The 15,997-nt window shown below is 68.6% G+C and carries 13 protein-coding genes; 8 read left to right on the forward strand and 5 right to left on the reverse strand.

Annotated features, from left to right (window positions below):
* Positions 1-31 precede the first annotated feature (31 nt).
* From MIC98_RS11560 to MIC98_RS11570, 3 genes are all read left to right on the forward strand, one after another.
* Positions 32-916: a carbon-nitrogen hydrolase gene (locus MIC98_RS11560; RefSeq protein ID WP_239737276.1), complete on the forward strand. Its 885-nt coding sequence runs from the start codon at positions 32-34 to the stop codon at positions 914-916.
* Between the two features lie 115 nt (positions 917-1,031).
* Positions 1,032-1,562 carry a GNAT family N-acetyltransferase gene (locus MIC98_RS11565; protein WP_239737277.1) on the forward strand — a complete coding sequence of 177 codons (531 nt, stop codon included), beginning with the start codon at positions 1,032-1,034 and terminating at the stop codon, positions 1,560-1,562.
* 4 nt (positions 1,563-1,566) lie between these two features.
* Positions 1,567-2,787, forward strand: coding sequence for a TraB/GumN family protein (locus tag MIC98_RS11570; RefSeq protein ID WP_239737278.1), 1,221 nt, complete (start codon positions 1,567-1,569; stop codon positions 2,785-2,787).
* A gap of 148 nt (positions 2,788-2,935) precedes the next feature.
* Here the strand turns inward: MIC98_RS11570 and MIC98_RS11575 are convergent, their stop codons facing one another.
* Genes MIC98_RS11575 through MIC98_RS11585 form a run of 3 tightly spaced genes read right to left on the reverse strand, consistent with a single transcriptional unit; the run spans position 2,936 to position 10,631 of the window.
* Positions 2,936-6,022, reverse strand: a complete 3,087-nt coding sequence (locus MIC98_RS11575; RefSeq protein ID WP_239737279.1) for an efflux RND transporter permease subunit — start codon at positions 6,020-6,022, stop codon at positions 2,936-2,938.
* 5 nt (positions 6,023-6,027) lie between these two features.
* Positions 6,028-9,507 carry an efflux RND transporter permease subunit gene (locus MIC98_RS11580; RefSeq protein ID WP_239737280.1) on the reverse strand — a complete coding sequence of 1,160 codons (3,480 nt, stop codon included), beginning with the start codon at positions 9,505-9,507 and terminating at the stop codon, positions 6,028-6,030.
* Positions 9,504-10,631: an efflux RND transporter periplasmic adaptor subunit gene (locus tag MIC98_RS11585; protein WP_239737281.1), complete on the reverse strand. Its 1,128-nt coding sequence runs from the start codon at positions 10,629-10,631 to the stop codon at positions 9,504-9,506. The genes MIC98_RS11580 and MIC98_RS11585 overlap by 4 nt, the downstream gene beginning before the upstream one ends.
* Before the next feature lie 205 nt (positions 10,632-10,836).
* Here MIC98_RS11585 and MIC98_RS11590 point away from each other — a divergent pair, with 205 nt between their 5' ends.
* Together MIC98_RS11590 and MIC98_RS11595 are read left to right on the forward strand one after the other, a co-directional pair.
* Positions 10,837-11,199 carry a c-type cytochrome gene (locus MIC98_RS11590; RefSeq protein ID WP_057640534.1) on the forward strand — a complete coding sequence of 121 codons (363 nt, stop codon included), beginning with the start codon at positions 10,837-10,839 and terminating at the stop codon, positions 11,197-11,199.
* A gap of 9 nt (positions 11,200-11,208) precedes the next feature.
* Positions 11,209-11,658 carry a cytochrome c gene (locus MIC98_RS11595; RefSeq protein WP_057640533.1) on the forward strand — a complete coding sequence of 150 codons (450 nt, stop codon included), beginning with the start codon at positions 11,209-11,211 and terminating at the stop codon, positions 11,656-11,658.
* Between the two features lie 187 nt (positions 11,659-11,845).
* On the opposite strand, the gene MIC98_RS11600 is transcribed toward MIC98_RS11595, so the two are convergent.
* On the reverse strand, positions 11,846-13,627 hold the full coding sequence (locus tag MIC98_RS11600) for a hypothetical protein (protein WP_239737282.1): 1,782 nt from the start codon (positions 13,625-13,627) through the stop codon (positions 11,846-11,848).
* 12 nt (positions 13,628-13,639) lie between these two features.
* Positions 13,640-14,239: an NfuA family Fe-S biogenesis protein gene (locus MIC98_RS11605; protein WP_057640531.1), complete on the reverse strand. Its 600-nt coding sequence runs from the start codon at positions 14,237-14,239 to the stop codon at positions 13,640-13,642.
* A 91-nt stretch (positions 14,240-14,330) separates the two neighbouring features.
* Between MIC98_RS11605 and MIC98_RS11610 the strand changes: the two genes are divergently transcribed.
* The 3 genes from MIC98_RS11610 to zupT are packed head-to-tail and all read left to right on the forward strand — an operon-like array spanning position 14,331 to position 15,934.
* The gene (locus MIC98_RS11610) at positions 14,331-14,678 is read left to right on the forward strand and encodes a 4a-hydroxytetrahydrobiopterin dehydratase (RefSeq protein ID WP_239737283.1); all 348 of its coding nucleotides are present in this window, start codon (positions 14,331-14,333) and stop codon (positions 14,676-14,678) included.
* Between the two features lies 1 nt (position 14,679).
* Entirely contained in the window at positions 14,680-15,096 is a 417-nt protein-coding gene (locus MIC98_RS11615; RefSeq protein WP_239737284.1) for an energy transducer TonB, read from the forward strand.
* A gap of 34 nt (positions 15,097-15,130) precedes the next feature.
* A complete protein-coding gene (gene zupT / locus MIC98_RS11620; protein ID WP_057640528.1) occupies positions 15,131-15,934 on the forward strand; it encodes a zinc transporter ZupT in 804 nt (267 codons plus the stop codon).
* Positions 15,935-15,997 lie beyond the last annotated feature (63 nt).

Here is a 15,997-nt window from a genome sequence, read left to right on the forward strand (position 1 = left end):
GCGGTTGCTCCTCCGTGCTTACAATGCCCGCATGAACACAAAGACCCTGACCGTCGCGCTGATCCAGGAGCGCAACCACGGCGACGCCGAGTCCAATCTGGCCATCATCGAGCAGCGCGTGGCCGAGGCCGCCGCGCAGGGCGCGAAGCTGGTGCTGCTGCAGGAACTGCACAACGGCCCGTACTTCTGCCAGCACGAATCGGTGGACGAGTTCGATCTGGCCGAGCCGATCCCCGGCCCCAGCACCGAGCGCCTCGGCGCACTGGCGAAAAAGCACGGTGTGGTGATCGTCGGCTCGCTGTTCGAGCGCCGCGCCGCCGGCCTGTACCACAACACAGCGGTGGTGTTCGAAAAGGACGGCACGCTGCTGGGCAAGTACCGCAAGATGCACATCCCGGACGACCCGGGCTTCTACGAGAAGTTCTACTTCACCCCCGGCGACCTCGGTTTCAAGCCCATCGACACCTCGGTCGGCCGCCTCGGCGTGCTGGTGTGCTGGGACCAGTGGTACCCAGAAGCCGCGCGCCTGATGGCGCTGGCCGGCGCCGAGCTGCTGCTCTACCCCACCGCCATCGGCTGGGACCCGGACGACGTGCAGGACGAGAAGAACCGCCAGCGCGACGCCTGGGTGCTGAGCCATCGCGGCCACGCCGTGGCCAATGGCCTGCCGGTGCTGTCGTGCAACCGCGTCGGCCATGAGGCCTCGCCGCTGGGTGCGTCGGGCATCGACTTCTGGGGCAACAGCCACGTGCTCGGCCCGCAGGGCGAGTTCATCGCCGAAGCCGGCGCCGAGCCGACCGTGCTGGTCTGCGAGGTCGACCTGCAGCGCAGCGAGCACGTGCGCCGCATCTGGCCGTTCCTGCGCGACCGCCGCATCGACGCCTACGGCGACCTGCTCAAGCGCTACATCGACTGACCGCCCACATGCCCTTTGTCGTTGTAGGAGCGACGCAAGTCGCGACAGGGCTTTGCCGGTGAATGCCCCGTCGCGACTTGCGTCGCTCCTGCAACAGGAACAACGAGCAGACGAGATGACCCCCACGATCCGCGACGCCACCCCGGCCGACATTCCCGCCATCGCCGCGATCTACGCGGTGGAAGTGGCCGACTTCGTCAACACCTACGAATACGAGGTACCGGACGAGGCCGAGATGGCGCGGCGCATGGACGACATACGCGCGCGCGGCTACCCGTACCTGGCCGCCGAACTGGATGGCGAAGTCGTCGGCTATGCCTACGCCGGCAGCTTCCGCTCCCGCGCCGCCTACCACTGGGTAGTGGAGAACTCGGTCTACGTCGCCGCCACCGCGCAAGGGCGTGGCGTTGGCGCGGCGCTGCTGCAGGCACTCATCGATGCCTGCGTCGCGCGCGGCTTCCGGCAGATGATCGCGGTGATCGGCGAACCGGCCAATACCGCTTCGATCAAGCTGCACGAGCGCTTCGGCTTCCGCCACCTCGGCACCTTCCCCGGCATCGCGTGGAAACACGAGCGCTGGTTGGACACGGTGTTCATGCAGCGCGCGCTCGGCGATGGCACCGGCAGCCCCCCTTCCAATGAATGACGCAATGACCGATACCCTTCCCGACACCGGCGGCGAACTGCTCGCCGGCCAGCCCGTGCGCGTCGTCGAACGCGACGGCGTGACCTATACCCTGCTCGGCACCGCGCACGTCTCGGTCGCCAGCGTGCAGGCGGTGGAACAGGCCATCGGCAGCGGCCGCTTCGACGCGGTGGCGGTCGAGCTCGACCCGCAGCGGCTGCAGGCGCTGACCGATCCCGACGCGATGGCGCGCCTGGACCTGGTCGAGGTGATCCGCAAGGGCCGCGTGGCCCTGTTCGCCGCCAACCTGGCGCTGGCCGCCTACCAGCGCCGGCTGGCCGAGCAACTGGGCATCGAGCCCGGCGCCGAACTCAAGCGCGCGGTGGCGCTGGCGCAGGAGAACGGCCTGCCGGTGCACCTGATCGACCGCGATGTTGGCCTGACCTTCCGCCGTGCCTCGCGGCAACTGGGCTTCTTCGGCAAGCTGAAGCTGGTCGCCGGCCTCGGCGCCGGCCTGTTCTCGTCGGAGGACGTCGGCGAGGAGGAAATCGAGAAGCTCAAGCAGGGCGACATGCTCGAGTCGAGCTTCGGCGAATTCGCCAGTGAGAGCCCGGCGCTGTACGAAACCATCATCGGCGAGCGCGACCGCTACATGGCCACGCGCCTGCGCGAGGAGCACGACGCCGGGCAGCGCAACGTGCTGGCGGTGGTCGGCGCCGGCCACCTCGCCGGCCTGGCCCGCTACCTGGAAACCGATACCGAAGCGCCCGGCCCGCTGCGTTCGCAGCTGGAAGCGGTGCCGAAGAAGCGCAACATCCCCTGGATCACCCTGGCCATCCTCGCCGTGGTGCTGGCCGGCATCGGCATCGGCTTCTGGAAGGGCGGGCTGGACATGGGCACGCACATGCTGGCGATCTGGGCGCTGTACACCGGCGGGCTGGCGGGCCTGGGCGCGCTGCTGGCCGGCAGCCACCCGCTGAGCATCCTCACCGCCATTGCCGTGGCACCGTTCAAGCCGTTCCGCCTGAGCATCCCCACCGGCGCCTTCGCCGCGCTGGTGGAGACGCGGCTGCGCAAGCCGGCCTACAACGACTTCCTGCAACTGCGCGACGACGCCCAGACCTTCAAGGGCTGGTACCGCAACCGCGTCACCCGCATCGTGCTGACCTTCATGCTGACCAACATCGGCAGCATGCTCGGCCTGTGGCTGACCGGTTTCACCGTGTACGGCAAGCTCGCCGGCTGACCGGGGAGTTGATTGGGTGGGTGCCGACCGTTGGCCGGCACTCTCGGTCCGGTTGTGGTGGCGCCATCGGGGTAGTGCCGACCAACGGTCGGCACCCACCACCATCATCCATCTTCCATCATTGCCGCTGGCCGGCGCCCCGCATTGCTCAACTTCCCTGTGGTTGCCGGCCAGCGGCCGGCACTACCTCCGCCACCGGCAACCCGCGGGCGCGCCGCACCAGCCGCGCGGTGCCGGTGCGCAGGTCGTCGAGGATCGCGTAGATGGTCGGCAGGAACAGCAGGCTGACCACGGTCGAGAACGCCAGCCCGCCGGCGATGGCGCGGGCCATCGGGTAGTACGGCGGCATGCCGTCGGCGGTCTGCGTGTTCAACGCGATCGGAATCATCGCCAGGATCGCCGTGCCCATCGTCATCATGATCGGGCGCAGGCGTTCGCGGCTGCCTTCCACCAGTGCATCGGTGCGGGCCATGCCGCGCCGGCGCAGGTTGTTGATGTGCTCGATCATCACGATGCCATTGTTCACCACCACGCCCATTAGCACCAGGATGCCGATCACCGCCATGATGTTCATCTCGGTGCCGGTCAACCAGAACAGCCAGTAGACGCCGAAGATCGAGAACAGCACGCAGGACATGATCGCCGCCGGGAACAGCAGCGACTCGAACACCGCGGCCATGATCACCAGCATCAGGATCAGCGCGATGAAGATGCTGTTCACCATCTGCTGCATGCCGTCGAAGTTGATGTTGAAGCTGCCGCCGGCAAAGGTGTAGCCATAGCCCGGCGGGAACTGCACGTTGTCCAGCGCGGTCTCGATGGACTTGCGCGCCGCGTCCATCGGCACGTCCTTGGCCAGCCCGGCCTCCACCCGCAGCATGGTCTGCCGGTTCAGGCGCTGGATCGAGTTGGCCGCCGGGTTGACGCTCACGTCCACCATCGCCAGCAGCGGCACTTCCTTGCCGCTGGCGGTGCGCACCATGAACGAGGACAGGTCCTCGACGCCATAGTTCTCCGAGCCGGCGAAGCGCACGTTGACCGGGATCTCGACGTCTTCGCGATGGAAGTCGCGCAGCGAGGAGCCTCGCAGCGCCATGCCGACGAACTGCGCCACCTGCTGCGCGGAAAAGCCGTAGGCCGCGGCGCGCTCGCGGTTCACCCGCACCGCAAGCTCGGTGTTGGCATCGCCGGTGTCCACGCGTACGTCGCGCAGCTTCGGGTCGCGCGCCAGCATCGGCACGATGTCGTCGGCCAGTTCCCTCAGGGTCTGGGTCGAGTCACCGACCAGGCTGAAGCGGATGCCCTGCCCTTCGCTGCCCATGCCGCCGGGCCAGCCGATGCCGATCTTGGCGCGCGCCGACTGCGGCAGTCCCTTGCGCACCTCTTCCTCGATCTTCTTGCTCAGCTCGCGGTCGTCGATGTCCAGGAACAGGCGGGTCTGCGCCCAGCCCTGCTCGCTGTAGCGGCTGTATACCCGCTCGATGTGGAATTCCTTACGCTTGGCGTTGACGAAATCCTCCACCCGCGCCACTTCCCTGCCCATCTCCTCCTTGGAATAGGCGCCGCGCCACTGGTAGAAGATGTTGATCTCGCTCGGGTCGCTCTCGTCGCCGCCACCCTGGGTGTGGGTCATCGGGAACAGGCTGGCCAGCGAGATGGCGAGGATGCCGGCCACCGCCCAGCCGCGGTGCTGCAGGGTCCAGCGCAGCGCGCGCGCATAACGCTCCTGCAGGCGGCTGATGAACGGCGACTTCAGCGCCGGCGGCGTGCGCATGCGCGCCGACAGCATCGGGATCAGGCTCACCGCCACCAGCCACGACGCCAGCAGCGACACCGAGATGGTCACCGCCAGCTGCGACAGGTAGATGGTGATGATGTTCTTCTCGCCGAACATCATCGGCAGGAACACCACGCAGTGGCACAGGGTGCCGGCCGACAGCGCGATGGCCACGTGGCGGGTGCCGATGATGGAAGCCAGCGACGGCTGGTTCGGAAACTTTTCCCGCTCCTGGTAGATGCTCTCCACCACCACCACGGCGTTGTCCACCAGCATGCCCACCGCCAGCAGCAACCCCATCATCGAGATGATGTTCAGGGTGATGCCGGCGAAGTACATGAAGCCCAGGGTCATGATGAAGCAGATCGGGATGGCCAGCGACACCATCAGCGTCGACGGCCAGTGACGCAGGAAGGCGTACAGCACGATCACCGACAGCAGCAGGCCGATCGCGCCGGCCTCGGCCAGCGCCAGCAGCGAGCTGATCACCGCCTGCCCCTGGTCGTCGGTGACCTCGATGCCGATGCCGCGCATCGCCGGGTCGTCCTTCAGCACCTCGACCTCGGCGCGCACCGCGCGCGACAGGTCGACCAGGTTGGCCGCGCGCTCCTTGTAGATGTCCACGCCGACGCTGGGCTTGCCCTCCATCTGCCGCACATAGCTCATGCGCTGCGGCTTCAGGCCGACCTCGGCGATATCCGACAGCCGCGTGCCACGCTGGTCGATGGGCAGGTCGCGCAGCGACTGCAGTTCCAGCAGTTCGCCGCGCGGCTGCACCCTCAGACGCCGCCCGGCCTCGGTGATCTGCCCGGCCGAGACCGAGAAGTTCGCCGCCTGCAGCTTCTGCACCAGTTCGTTGAGCGCCACGCCGTGGGCGCTGAGCCGGTCCTTGTCCAGCGCCACCAGCACTTCCTGCTTGGCCACGCCCTCCACTTCCACGCGCGCCACGCCGGGCAGCCGTTCCAGGCGCTGCTTGATGGTGCGCTCGATCATGTCCGCGCGCGCGGTCAGGTCTTCCTGGCTGTTCAGGCGCAGGCTGATCGCTTCCTGGTCGCTGGTGCTCCAGCGCTGCACGTAGTAGCGGCGGAAGTCGTCGGGCAGCTGGTCGCGCACCGCGTCGATGCGCTCGCGCGCTTCCGATGCGGCCATCGCGATGTCGCGGCCCCAGTCGCTGAACTCGACCTGGATCTGCCCGCCCTCGGCATTGGCGCGCGCGTTCATCGACTTGATGCCGGGCATCGTGGCGATGGCCTCTTCCACCGGCCTCAGCAGGTTGCGCTCCACCTCTTCCGGGGTCGAGCCGGGATACGGCAGCGACACGAAGAAGAACGGAATGGTGGCCTCCGGCTCGGCCTCCAGCGGCAGCCGGAACGCGGCGATCAGGCCGATCGCCACCATCGACACGAACAGCATGATGGTGGTGACGGGGCGGCGGATGGACAGCTCGGTGATGTTCATCCGTTTCAGCCCTTCAATCCGCCGTCGCCGACCGCGTCGTGCTCGTGCGCCAGCACCTGCTCGACCTGTTCGGCCTGCTGCCGCGCGCGGCGGCCGCGCTCGGCGTAGTACTCGTCCGGCTTGCGGTCCAGCAGGTCGTACACCACCGGGATCACCAGCAGGGTCAGCATCGTCGAGACCAGCAGGCCGCCGATCACGGTGATCGCCATCGGCGAGCGCACCTCGGCACCCTGGCCGAAGGCCAGCGCCAGCGGCAGGAAGCCGAACACCGCGCACAGCGTGGTCATCATGATCGGGCGCAGGCGCGAGCGCGCGCCCTCCACCAGCGCGGTGCGCTTGGCCACGCCTTCCTCGCGCAGTTGGTTGACCTTGTCGATCAGGATGATGGCGTTCTTCACCACCAGCCCGACCAGCAGGATCAGGCCGATGAACACCACCACCGACACCGGCGAGCGCGCCAGCAACAGCGCCGCCACCGCGCCGACCAGCGCCAGCGGGATGGTGAACAGGATCACGAACGGGTGCAGCAGCGACTCGAACTGCGAGGCCATCACCAGATAGACCAGGAAGATCGCCAACCCGAAGGCGAACAGCAGCGAGCGGATCGATTCGCCCAGCTCCTGGCCCTGGCCGCCGATGTGCATGCCGACGTCGGTGCCCAGCGGGTTTTCGGCGACCATGCCCTGCACCTCGGTGATCGCCTTGCCCAGGTCGATGTCGCGCAGGTTGGCCGAGACGATCGCCACCCGGCGCAGGTCGGCGCGATGGATCTCGCTCGGGCCGGTGGTGGCGACCACCTCGGCGACCGAGCCCAGCTCCACCGGCTTGTTGCCGCTGGGGTTGACGATCAGGCGGCGGATGTCGTCGACCGAGGAGCGCTCCGATTCCTGCACGCGCACCAGCACGTCGATCTTGCGGTCGCGGAAGCTGTAGCGGGTGGCCACGTTGCCCTTGACCTTGTTGACCACCGCATCGGCGATCTGCCGGGTGGTCAGGCCCAGCGCGGCGGCGCGGTCCTGGTCGAACAGGATCTGGATTTCCGGGAAGCCCTGCTCCACCGTCGACTTGACGTCGGCGTAGTGCGGGTTCTGCCGCAGCATGCCGGCGAGCTTGTTGCCGGCCACACGGATGGCGTCGAGGGTGTTGCCCTCGATCTCGATCTCCAGCGGCGGCGACAGCGCGAACAGCTCCGGCCGCGCGAAGTCCACCTGCGCCGCCGGCCATGCCTTCATCGTCTGCCGCAGCTTCTCGGTCAGCTCCGGCTCGCGCGAGGTGTCGTCCATCACCACCGACAGCTTGCCGATGTTCTCGCCGCTCTCGGTCGGGCTGGCGTCCAGCCGCGTGCCGGTGCCGGAAACGCCGTACAGCAGGCGCACGCCGGCTTCGTCGGCATGCCGGCGCTGCACCTCACGCACCAGCGCGTCGGTCTGCGCCAGCGGCGTGCCCGGCGGCAGCTTGGCGGTCATCTCGAAGCGGTCCTGCGCCAGCTGCGGGATCAGGTCCACGCCCAGCAGCGGCAGCGCCAGCAGGGTCAGCGCGAACGCCAATGCGGCGCCGCCGAGCACCGGCCACGGCCGTTTCAGCGCCGCCGGCAACATCCGCAGGTAACCGGCCTCGGCGCGGCCATACGGCGCCATCGCGATGTCGCTGGCCTTGCGCATCACCGGCCCGACCACCGCGGCGATGCCGCGGAACACGCGCACCACCATCCACGCCGCGGCGAAAAAGCCGTAGCGGAACATCGCACCGAGGCCACGGCCGGTGAACGCCAACGGCTTCTGCCAGCGGCTGGCCGGGCGCCACGGCTGGCGCGGCTCCTCGGCCGGGAAATCCAGTGGCGCGCGGCCCTTCAGCGAACTCAGCATCGGGATCAGCGTCATCGACACCACCAGCGACACCGCGATGGCGATCGACACGGTCAGCGCCTGGTCGCGGAACAGCTGCCCGGCGATGCCCTCGACGAACACCAGCGGCAGGAACACCGCGATCGTGGTCAGCGTCGAGGCGACCACCGCCATGAACACTTCGCGCGTGCCCTTGATCGCCGCCTCCAGGATGCCCATGCCGCGCTCGCGCGCCTTGGCGATGGATTCGAGCACCACGATCGAGTCGTCCACCACCAGGCCGGTGGCCAGCGCCAGGCCGCCCAGCGACATCACGTTCAGGCTCAGGCCGAGCCGGCCCATGAAGAAGAACGTGGCGATGATCGAGATCGGCAGCGACAGCGAGATGACGAAGGTGCTCCAGCCATCGCGCAGGAACAGGAAGATGATCAGCACCGACAGCAGGCCGCCGATCACCGCGTCGATCTTCACGTCCTTGATCGCGTGGCGGATGAACACCGACTGGTCCTCCACCACCGTCATCTCGATGTCCTTGGGCATCTGCTTGCGGATGGTTTCCAGCTTCGCCTCCAGCGCGTCGGCGGTGGACACGGTGTTGGCGTCGCCTTCCTTGTAGACCGCCAGTTCCACCGCCTCGTGGCCGGCGCTGCGGATCACCGCCTCGCGCTCCTTGTAGCCCTGGTAGACGTTGGCCACGTCCTTCAGCCGCACCGTGGCGACGTTGGCGCCGCCGCCGTCGCTGCGCAGCGCGGCGATCACGTTCGGGTCGCGGCTGCCGAGGATGGCGGTCATCAGTTGCCGGTTCTCGCCGGTGGACGAGGCGCTCGCGCCGCCACCGGCCGTGGTCAGCAGCATCTCGCGCATCTGCTCGACCGTGGCGAACTGGTTGACCGTACGCACCAGATAGCGCTGCGAGCCTTCCTCCAAGCGGCCACCGGACAGGTTGACGTTCTCCTGCTCCAGGCGCTGGATCACCGTGTCCAGCGACAGCCCCAGCTGCGCCAGCTTGCGCTGGTCGATGTCCACCTGGACCTCGTCCTCGAGGCCACCACCGACCTTGACCGCGGCCACGCCGCTGACCGGTTCGAGCTTGCGCTTGAGGTCGTCGTCGGCATAGCGGCGCAGTTCCATCAGCCGGCGCACCGCGTCGGCCTCGCTGCCACCCTCCTGCTTCGACGACAGCGCCAGCCGCATGATCGGCTGCGTGGACGGGTTGAAGCGCAGCAGCACCGGCGGCTTGGCCTCCAGCGGCAGTTGCAGCGTCTCCATCTTGTCGCGCACGTCCAGCCCGGCCTGCTGCATGTCCGTGCCCCAGGCGAACTCCAGCACCACGTCGCTCTGCCCGGTACGCGAGATCGACTTGAGCTTGCGCAGGCCCTTGACGATGCCCAGCGCTTCCTCGGCCGGCTGCGAGATCAGCGTCTCGATCTCCGCCGGCGCGGCGCCTTCGTAATCGGTGCGCACGGTCAGCGTGGGGTAGCTGAGGTCCGGTAGCAGTTCGACCTTCAGGCTCGACAACGAGATCAGGCCGAACAACACCAAAGTGAGCGTCATCATCGCGATGGTGACGCGGCGGCGGGTGGCGAATTCGATCAGGTCGAAGCCGCGGCCGCCGGCAGCCGACGGGTCGTGCGCACTCATTGCTTGGTCGCCTGCGCAGCCGGTGCCTTGGCCGCGGCCACCGCCTTCTCCTGGCCGATCACCTGCACTGCGCTACCCTCGCGCAGCGCCGCCTTGCCGGCGACGACCACTTCATCGCCCTGCTTCAGGCCTTCGCGCACCTCGACCCAGCCGGCATCGTCGTAGCCCAGCTTCACCTCGTTGCGCAGCGCCTTGCCGTCGCGCGCCACGTACACCGCCGGTTCGCCGCCGTCTTCCAGCAAGGCCGCGCGCGGCACGACCAGTGCATCGGCGCGCTGGTCGTAATTGATGCTCAGGCGGCCGAACATGCCCGGCTGCAAGCCCTCCCCGCCGGAGAACGTGGTCACCACGCGGAACGTGCCGGTACCGGTGTCCACCACCGGCGATACCCGATCCACCGTACCGGTGAAGCTGCGGCCCGGCAGCGCGTCGGCGGCCAGTTCCACCGTCTGCCCCGGCTTGAGCTTGGCGATCTCGCGTTCAGGCACGTTGAGCGTGGCCTCCAGCTTGCCGCTGTCGACGATGCGGATGATCGGCGAGTTGATCTGCACGAAGTTGCCCGGCTTGATGTCGCGCGAGGCCACCACGCCGGAAATCGGCGCCACCACCGTGGTGTAGGACAGTTCCAGCGTCGCCATGCGGTATTGCGCACGGGCGTTTTCCAGGTCGAAGCGCAACTGGTCCACGTCGGCGGCGCTGACCAGCTGCTGCTGCACCAGCTTCTGCGCGCGCTGGTAGCTGTTTTCCAGCTTGCGCATCTGCGCCTCGCTCTGCGCCACGGCCAGCCGCGCGCGGTCCGGGTCCAGCCGCACCAGCGGCTGCCCGGCCTGCACCACCTGTCCTTCCTCGACCATCACCGCCAGCGCCACGCCGGAGGTCTTGGCGACCACCTGCGACTCGGCGCGCGCTTCCAGCGAGGCCGTGCCGGTGTAGCTGGCGGCGATCGCGCGGTGCGTGGCCCTGGCCACCTCGACCGGTACCGCATCGCTGGCCTGCTGCCCGTCCGGCGCCCCGGCCTTGGCCGCCTCGCCGCCGGCCTTGCAGCCGCCCAGCAACAGGGTCGTGACGAGGAGCGCGGCAGCGCAGCTTCCGGTGCGGCCGGGCATGGAGAAGAGTCGAGACATCGCGGTTCCCTGTAGATGCTTGGGTTAGGTGTTATAGGAAAGTATTGCACCACCCCACACCAACACCATGCGCCAAAGGTCATGCCTGCGTGACGCGCCGCACCATCAATGAACTGTTCCGTAACGGTGAATGCGGGAGCTATACTCGGACCGTTCCACGGTTCAGCCAAGGAACCACCAGACCCGTATCCCGGACAAGGAAACCATGCGCCCGCAGCCGCTCGCCGCTTGTCTTGCTCTGGCCCTCGCCCTGCCCTTCGGGGCCGCCGCGCAGGCCGAACCGCAGCCCGAACCCGCCGCCACGCCGGCGGCCACCACCGGCAACGCCGAAGCCGGCAGGGTGCTGGCCTACACCTGCCAGGGCTGCCACGGCATCACCGGCTACAAGAACGCCTACCCCAGCTACCGGGTGCCGAAGATCGGCGGCCAATCGGCACAATACCTGACCCAGGCGCTGACCGAATACCGCGAGGGCAAGCGCAAGCACCCGACCATGCAGGCGCAATCGATGAGCTTCGGCACGCAGGACATCGCCGATCTCGCCGCCTACCTCTCCACCATCAAGTAAGCGCCGCTCATGTCGAAAGCCACGCACGCCACGCGTATTGCCATCGCCCTGTTTGCGGCCTGCACCTTGGCCGCCTGTTCCGGATCCGCCGACCACTCCGCCACCGACCCCGGCCATGCCAGCGGCGAGCACGGCTCCAGCTCTTCCGCCGGCCTGCCGCAGGGGCGCATCGCCATCGGCGAGCAACTGGCCAACAGCAAGGGCCAGGCCACCGGCCAGAGCTGCATCGACTGCCACGGCGCCGACGGCAACCAGCCCATCGATGCCACCTATCCGCGCCTGGGCGGCCAATACGGCGACTACCTGGCCCACGCGCTGCAGGCCTACCGCAGCGGCGACCGCGAGCACATGCTGATGTCCCCGCAGGCCGCCAACCTCAGCGATCAGGACATCGCCGACCTGGCCGCCTGGTTCGGCTCGCGCCCGAGCCAGCTGCGCGACCTGCACGGGCTGAAGTAAGGCTCTCTTCACCCGGCTGTCCGCCGGGCCGGCATGCCGTAGATGCGGGGCTTGCCCCGCATGAAGCTTTGCCGGCAGGACCCCATGCGGGGCAAGCCCCGCATCTACGACAAGCTTTTCTTCCCCTTGGCGACCCGGCAGGTGTCATGGGGTTGCCGTGAGTGGCATGCCATCGGCACCCCCTGCATCAACGGCTGCCGTTGTCTTCCTGCAGTTCCTTCTTGAACGGAATATCCGGCGGCGGGCGGGCGCTGGCTGGTTGTTCCTGCATGTCCGGGTTGGTCAGGCCGCAGCCGCCACCGAATTGCAGCATCGACACCACGCAGGAAATCTTCGTCTTCGTGCCCGGAATCGGGATCTCGATGTTCTTGATGCCCTTGCGCACCCATTCGGCCAACAGCGATTCGTTGGGCACCCAGTACTTGTCGAACGAGGTCGGGGTGTAGTCGTACGGCGGTCGCTTGAGCCAGGTGCCGGCCTGGGCGATGCGTTCGCGGCTCCAGCTGTCCGAATCGCCCCCCGGCGCGCCGCGCGTGGCGTCCTGCCCGCGCCCCTCGCCATCATCGGCCAGGCGCACGCTGCCGTCCGCATTGAACAAGCCCTCATCGGCCTGCCCACCTGCATTTCCTGCCACCTGGCGTTGCGAAGCACCCCAGTCATCCGAACGGGCCGGCGTCGCCCAGCCACCGGACCGGTCCTGCGGCCTGGGGCCGGTCCCCGGACTGGTGCCCGGACGCGCAGCGGGGACGGGGGCGGTCGCGGCGCTCGATTCCACCGCGCCCGCAGCCGGAGTCGCGGCCGCTGCCCGGCCCTGCTCGGCCGTTGCCGCAGCTTCCTCACCCGCCGTCGACGATGCCGCCGCCGGAGCTTCCTGCACACCCGGCACCTGCCGCTCGCGCACGGCCACATCCGGCCCTTGCAGCCGCACTTCCGTTTCGCGCGGGCGCACCGGCGCCATCTCCACTTCCCGCGAGGTCGCCATCTCGATCTGCCGCTCGCGCACACCCGGTTCCGGCGTGCGCAACCGCACCTGCGCATCGCGCGGGGCGAGCGGCGCCAAGGCCACCTGTTGCTGCGGCACCACTTCGATTTGCCGCTCGCGGACCTGTACCTGCGGAGCCTCCACCCGCGGCGATGCGATGACCGGGGCGCGCACCGCCTGCACCGGCTGCGGGCGTTCGACCACAGTCTCGATGCTGCGCTCGCGCACCCGTGGCTCCGGCGCATGCACAACCGGAGCAACCAGGCTGGGCGGCGGCACCACGAAATCCGTGGTCGGCCGTGGGGTCTCGGTTGCTTGCAGCGGTTGTTCGGAAGCCGGCGCCGGCACGGGGGCATCTATCGGCACGGGCGGCGTTTCCGCCGGTTGCGCACGTGCGGCGACGGCCTGCTCCACCGGCACGGCCGGTTCCGCGAGCGGCCCCGCTTCCTGTTGCACCGGGGCCGGCCTTCCACCTGCGGGTCGGTCGCCACGTGCCACGGCGGGTGCCTGTGTCCCGGCCGGCGCCGCCGGGGCGCCGCCACCTTCTTCCTGCACCGTGCCACGGCCGATGTATTCGACCTGCACCCGTTCGCCTTCATCGGCACGCTCGTCGGGCACGTTGCTGCGCACCAGCGCCACCCACACCAGCAATATCGCGAACACCAGATGCAAGGCGACGCTGAAGAAAGCGGCAAACCAGCGCAAGCCGCGCTGGTCGCGCGGCGGCGATTCGCCGCCGTGCCAGAGCAGCAGCAACATCACCTGCCAGAAGGCCCGCGCGGGTGGCCTGCGTTCAGGCGGCAGCGTCCTTCCCGCCACCACGCCGATCATTTCAGCCGGCGCGAAGGCCGACTTCGCCCGCGACGCCCAATCGCGCAGCCAACCGCTCCAGCTGTACGGCATGCCGGTACGACGGTCGTGCAGCCTAACGGCCCGGCCACGCGCCGCCAGCAGGTTGATCAACTCGGCTACCGATGGCACCGGCATGCCGGAAGCGACTCAGCCGGCCTTGCCGCGCGGGATGTAGGGCGCGTGACCACTGTCGTGGTCGGTGGCGTCGCGCACCGCGGTCACGCCGGGCACGCGGGCCAGCAGGGTCTTCTCGATGCCCTGCTTCAAGGTCACGTCGGCCATGCCGCAACCGTGGCAACCGCCGCCGAAGCGCAGCAGCACCACGCCATCGGCGGAAACCTCCTGCACCGCGACGTGGCCGCCATGCGAGGCCAGCTGCGGGTTGACCTCGTTCTCCACCACCCAGTGCACGCGCTCGACCAGCGAGGCCGCCTCGCCCGGCACCTCGCCCTTGATCTTCGGTGCCTTGATGGTCAGCTGCCGGGTGCCGGCGGCCTGGGTGACGTAGTCGATCTCGGCGCCGTCCAGCCATGCCACGCTGGCGGCCGCCACGTACAGCGTGAAACCGTCGCAGTCCACCGCCCACTCGTCGCCCTGCAGGTCGGCCGGCTCGGCGAACTCCAGGCGCGCATCGGCGCGCGGCGTCCCCGGCTCCACCGCGCTCAGGCGCACGCCCATGCCCGGTATCGCCTCGCGTTCGATCAACTTGCGGAAATGGCTCTGCGCGGTATCTGAAATCTGGATCATGCGGGTATTCTAGCCGGGTCTTGGTTGCCGCTGACGGGACGCTGTTTCCACCGGCGGCACCCTTGCGGTCCTTTCTTCGATGGAGGTTGTCGTGGCCCCTGATCTGATTCCACTGGCGCAGGCGCACTGCCTGCCACGCAAAGGCAGCGAACACCGCCTCGGCGAGGCCCGGCTGGCCGAACTGCTGCCGCAGGTGCCGGGCTGGGAGCTGGCCGAGAACGGCCAGGCGCTGTTGCGCACCTTCCGTTTCGACGACTACCACCGCACCATCGCATTCGTGAATGCGCTGGCGTGGATCGCCCATCGCGAAGACCACCACCCCGACCTCGGCGTGCACTACGACCGCGCGGTGGTGCGTTTTTCCACCCACGACGTGGGCGGCCTGAGCGAGAACGATTTCATCTGTGCCGCCAAGGCATCGGCGCTGACGGAGCAATGACATGAAGCCACGCCTGCTGTCCGCTTCCCTCTGCCTCGCCGCCCTGCTCGGTGCCTGCACGTCCTCCGAGCAGCCCGCGGCGCCGGCCGTCGCCCCCACCGAAGTCGCCGCGGTGCAGACGCCGCCGCCGGACTACCCGCCCGAGCTGGCCTGCGCCGGCGTCGGCGGCAAGAGCGTGCTGAAGGTCGTGGTCGGGCCGGAAGGCGCGCCCACCAACGTCTCGCTGGTCGCCAGCAGCGGCAACGGCCAGCTGGACGAAGCGGCCGCCGCCCGCGTGCGCGAATGGAAGTTCAAGGCCGCCACCCGCAACGGCCAGCCGGTTTCCACCACCATCCAGGTGCCGGTCAGCTTCAACCCGCCGCAGCCCAAGCCCGACGAGTGCTTCGCCATCGAGGAACGGATGCGCCGCGGCGGTTGATGCACCGCCTCTTCCCCCACATCGAGCGGCCTTCGTGATCTCCACCGAAAACCTCTGGGTCGCCTTCGCGCTGACCCTGGCCGCCGGCCTGGCCACCGCCATCGGCAGCCTGATGGTGCTGTTCTCGCGCCGCCCCAACCCGCGCCTGCTGGCGTTCGGGCTGGCCTTCGCCGGCGGCGCGATGGTGTACGTGTCGCTGTCGGAAATCCTCAACAAGTCGATCGCCTCGTTCGCGCTGGCGCACGGCGAGCGGCTGGGCTTCACCTGGGGCACGCTGTCGTTCCTGGCCGGGGTGCTGCTGATCGTCGGCATCGACCACCTGATCCCCAACCCGCACGAAAGCCTGGACAAGCAGGACCCGCTGTTCCGCGACGACAACCGCAGCTACATCCGCCGCGTCGGCCTGCTGACCGCGGTGGCGATCACCGCGCACAACTTCCCGGAAGGGCTGGCGACCTTCTTCGCCACGCTGGAAAGCCCCTCGGTGGGCATGCCGCTGGCGTTCGCCATCGCCATCCACAACATCCCCGAGGGCATCGCCATCGCGGTGCCGGTGTATTTCGCCACCAACAACAAGTTCTATGCCTTCGGCGCCAGCCTGCTGTCGGGGCTGGCCGAGCCGGTGGGTGCGGCGATCGGCTATTTCGCGCTGTCCGGCGTGCTGTCGCACAGCACCTTCGGCATCGTGTTCGGCATGATCGCCGGGGTGATGGTGTTCCTCGCCCTGGACGAACTGCTGCCGGCGGCCAAGCGCTACGCCAAGGGCCACGAAACCGTCTACGGGCTGGTGTCCGGCATGGCGACGCTGGCGATCAGCCTGGTGCTGTTCAAGTGGTGATGTGATGAAGCCGGGAATGGGGAACAGGGAACGGGGAATGAACCATTTCCGCTGCTTCTCCTT

This window comes from Stenotrophomonas sp. NLF4-10 (genome assembly GCF_022359915.1).
GTDB lineage: Bacteria > Pseudomonadota > Gammaproteobacteria > Xanthomonadales > Xanthomonadaceae > Stenotrophomonas > Stenotrophomonas daejeonensis.

Coding starts and splice junctions, on each gene's coding strand:
- MIC98_RS11605 (WP_057640531.1), bottom strand. CDS start 14,239: ATGATCCAGATTTCAGATACCGCGCAGAGCCATTTCCGCAAGTTGATC.
- MIC98_RS11585 (WP_239737281.1), bottom strand. CDS start 10,631: ATGTCTCGACTCTTCTCCATGCCCGGCCGCACCGGAAGCTGCGCTGCC.
- MIC98_RS11615 (WP_239737284.1), top strand. CDS start 14,680: ATGAAGCCACGCCTGCTGTCCGCTTCCCTCTGCCTCGCCGCCCTGCTC.
- MIC98_RS11565 (WP_239737277.1), top strand. CDS start 1,032: ATGACCCCCACGATCCGCGACGCCACCCCGGCCGACATTCCCGCCATC.
- MIC98_RS11560 (WP_239737276.1), top strand. CDS start 32: ATGAACACAAAGACCCTGACCGTCGCGCTGATCCAGGAGCGCAACCAC.
- MIC98_RS11590 (WP_057640534.1), top strand. CDS start 10,837: ATGCGCCCGCAGCCGCTCGCCGCTTGTCTTGCTCTGGCCCTCGCCCTG.
- MIC98_RS11580 (WP_239737280.1), bottom strand. CDS start 9,507: ATGAGTGCGCACGACCCGTCGGCTGCCGGCGGCCGCGGCTTCGACCTG.
- MIC98_RS11570 (WP_239737278.1), top strand. CDS start 1,567: ATGACCGATACCCTTCCCGACACCGGCGGCGAACTGCTCGCCGGCCAG.
- MIC98_RS11595 (WP_057640533.1), top strand. CDS start 11,209: ATGTCGAAAGCCACGCACGCCACGCGTATTGCCATCGCCCTGTTTGCG.
- MIC98_RS11575 (WP_239737279.1), bottom strand. CDS start 6,022: ATGAACATCACCGAGCTGTCCATCCGCCGCCCCGTCACCACCATCATG.
- MIC98_RS11600 (WP_239737282.1), bottom strand. CDS start 13,627: ATGCCGGTGCCATCGGTAGCCGAGTTGATCAACCTGCTGGCGGCGCGT.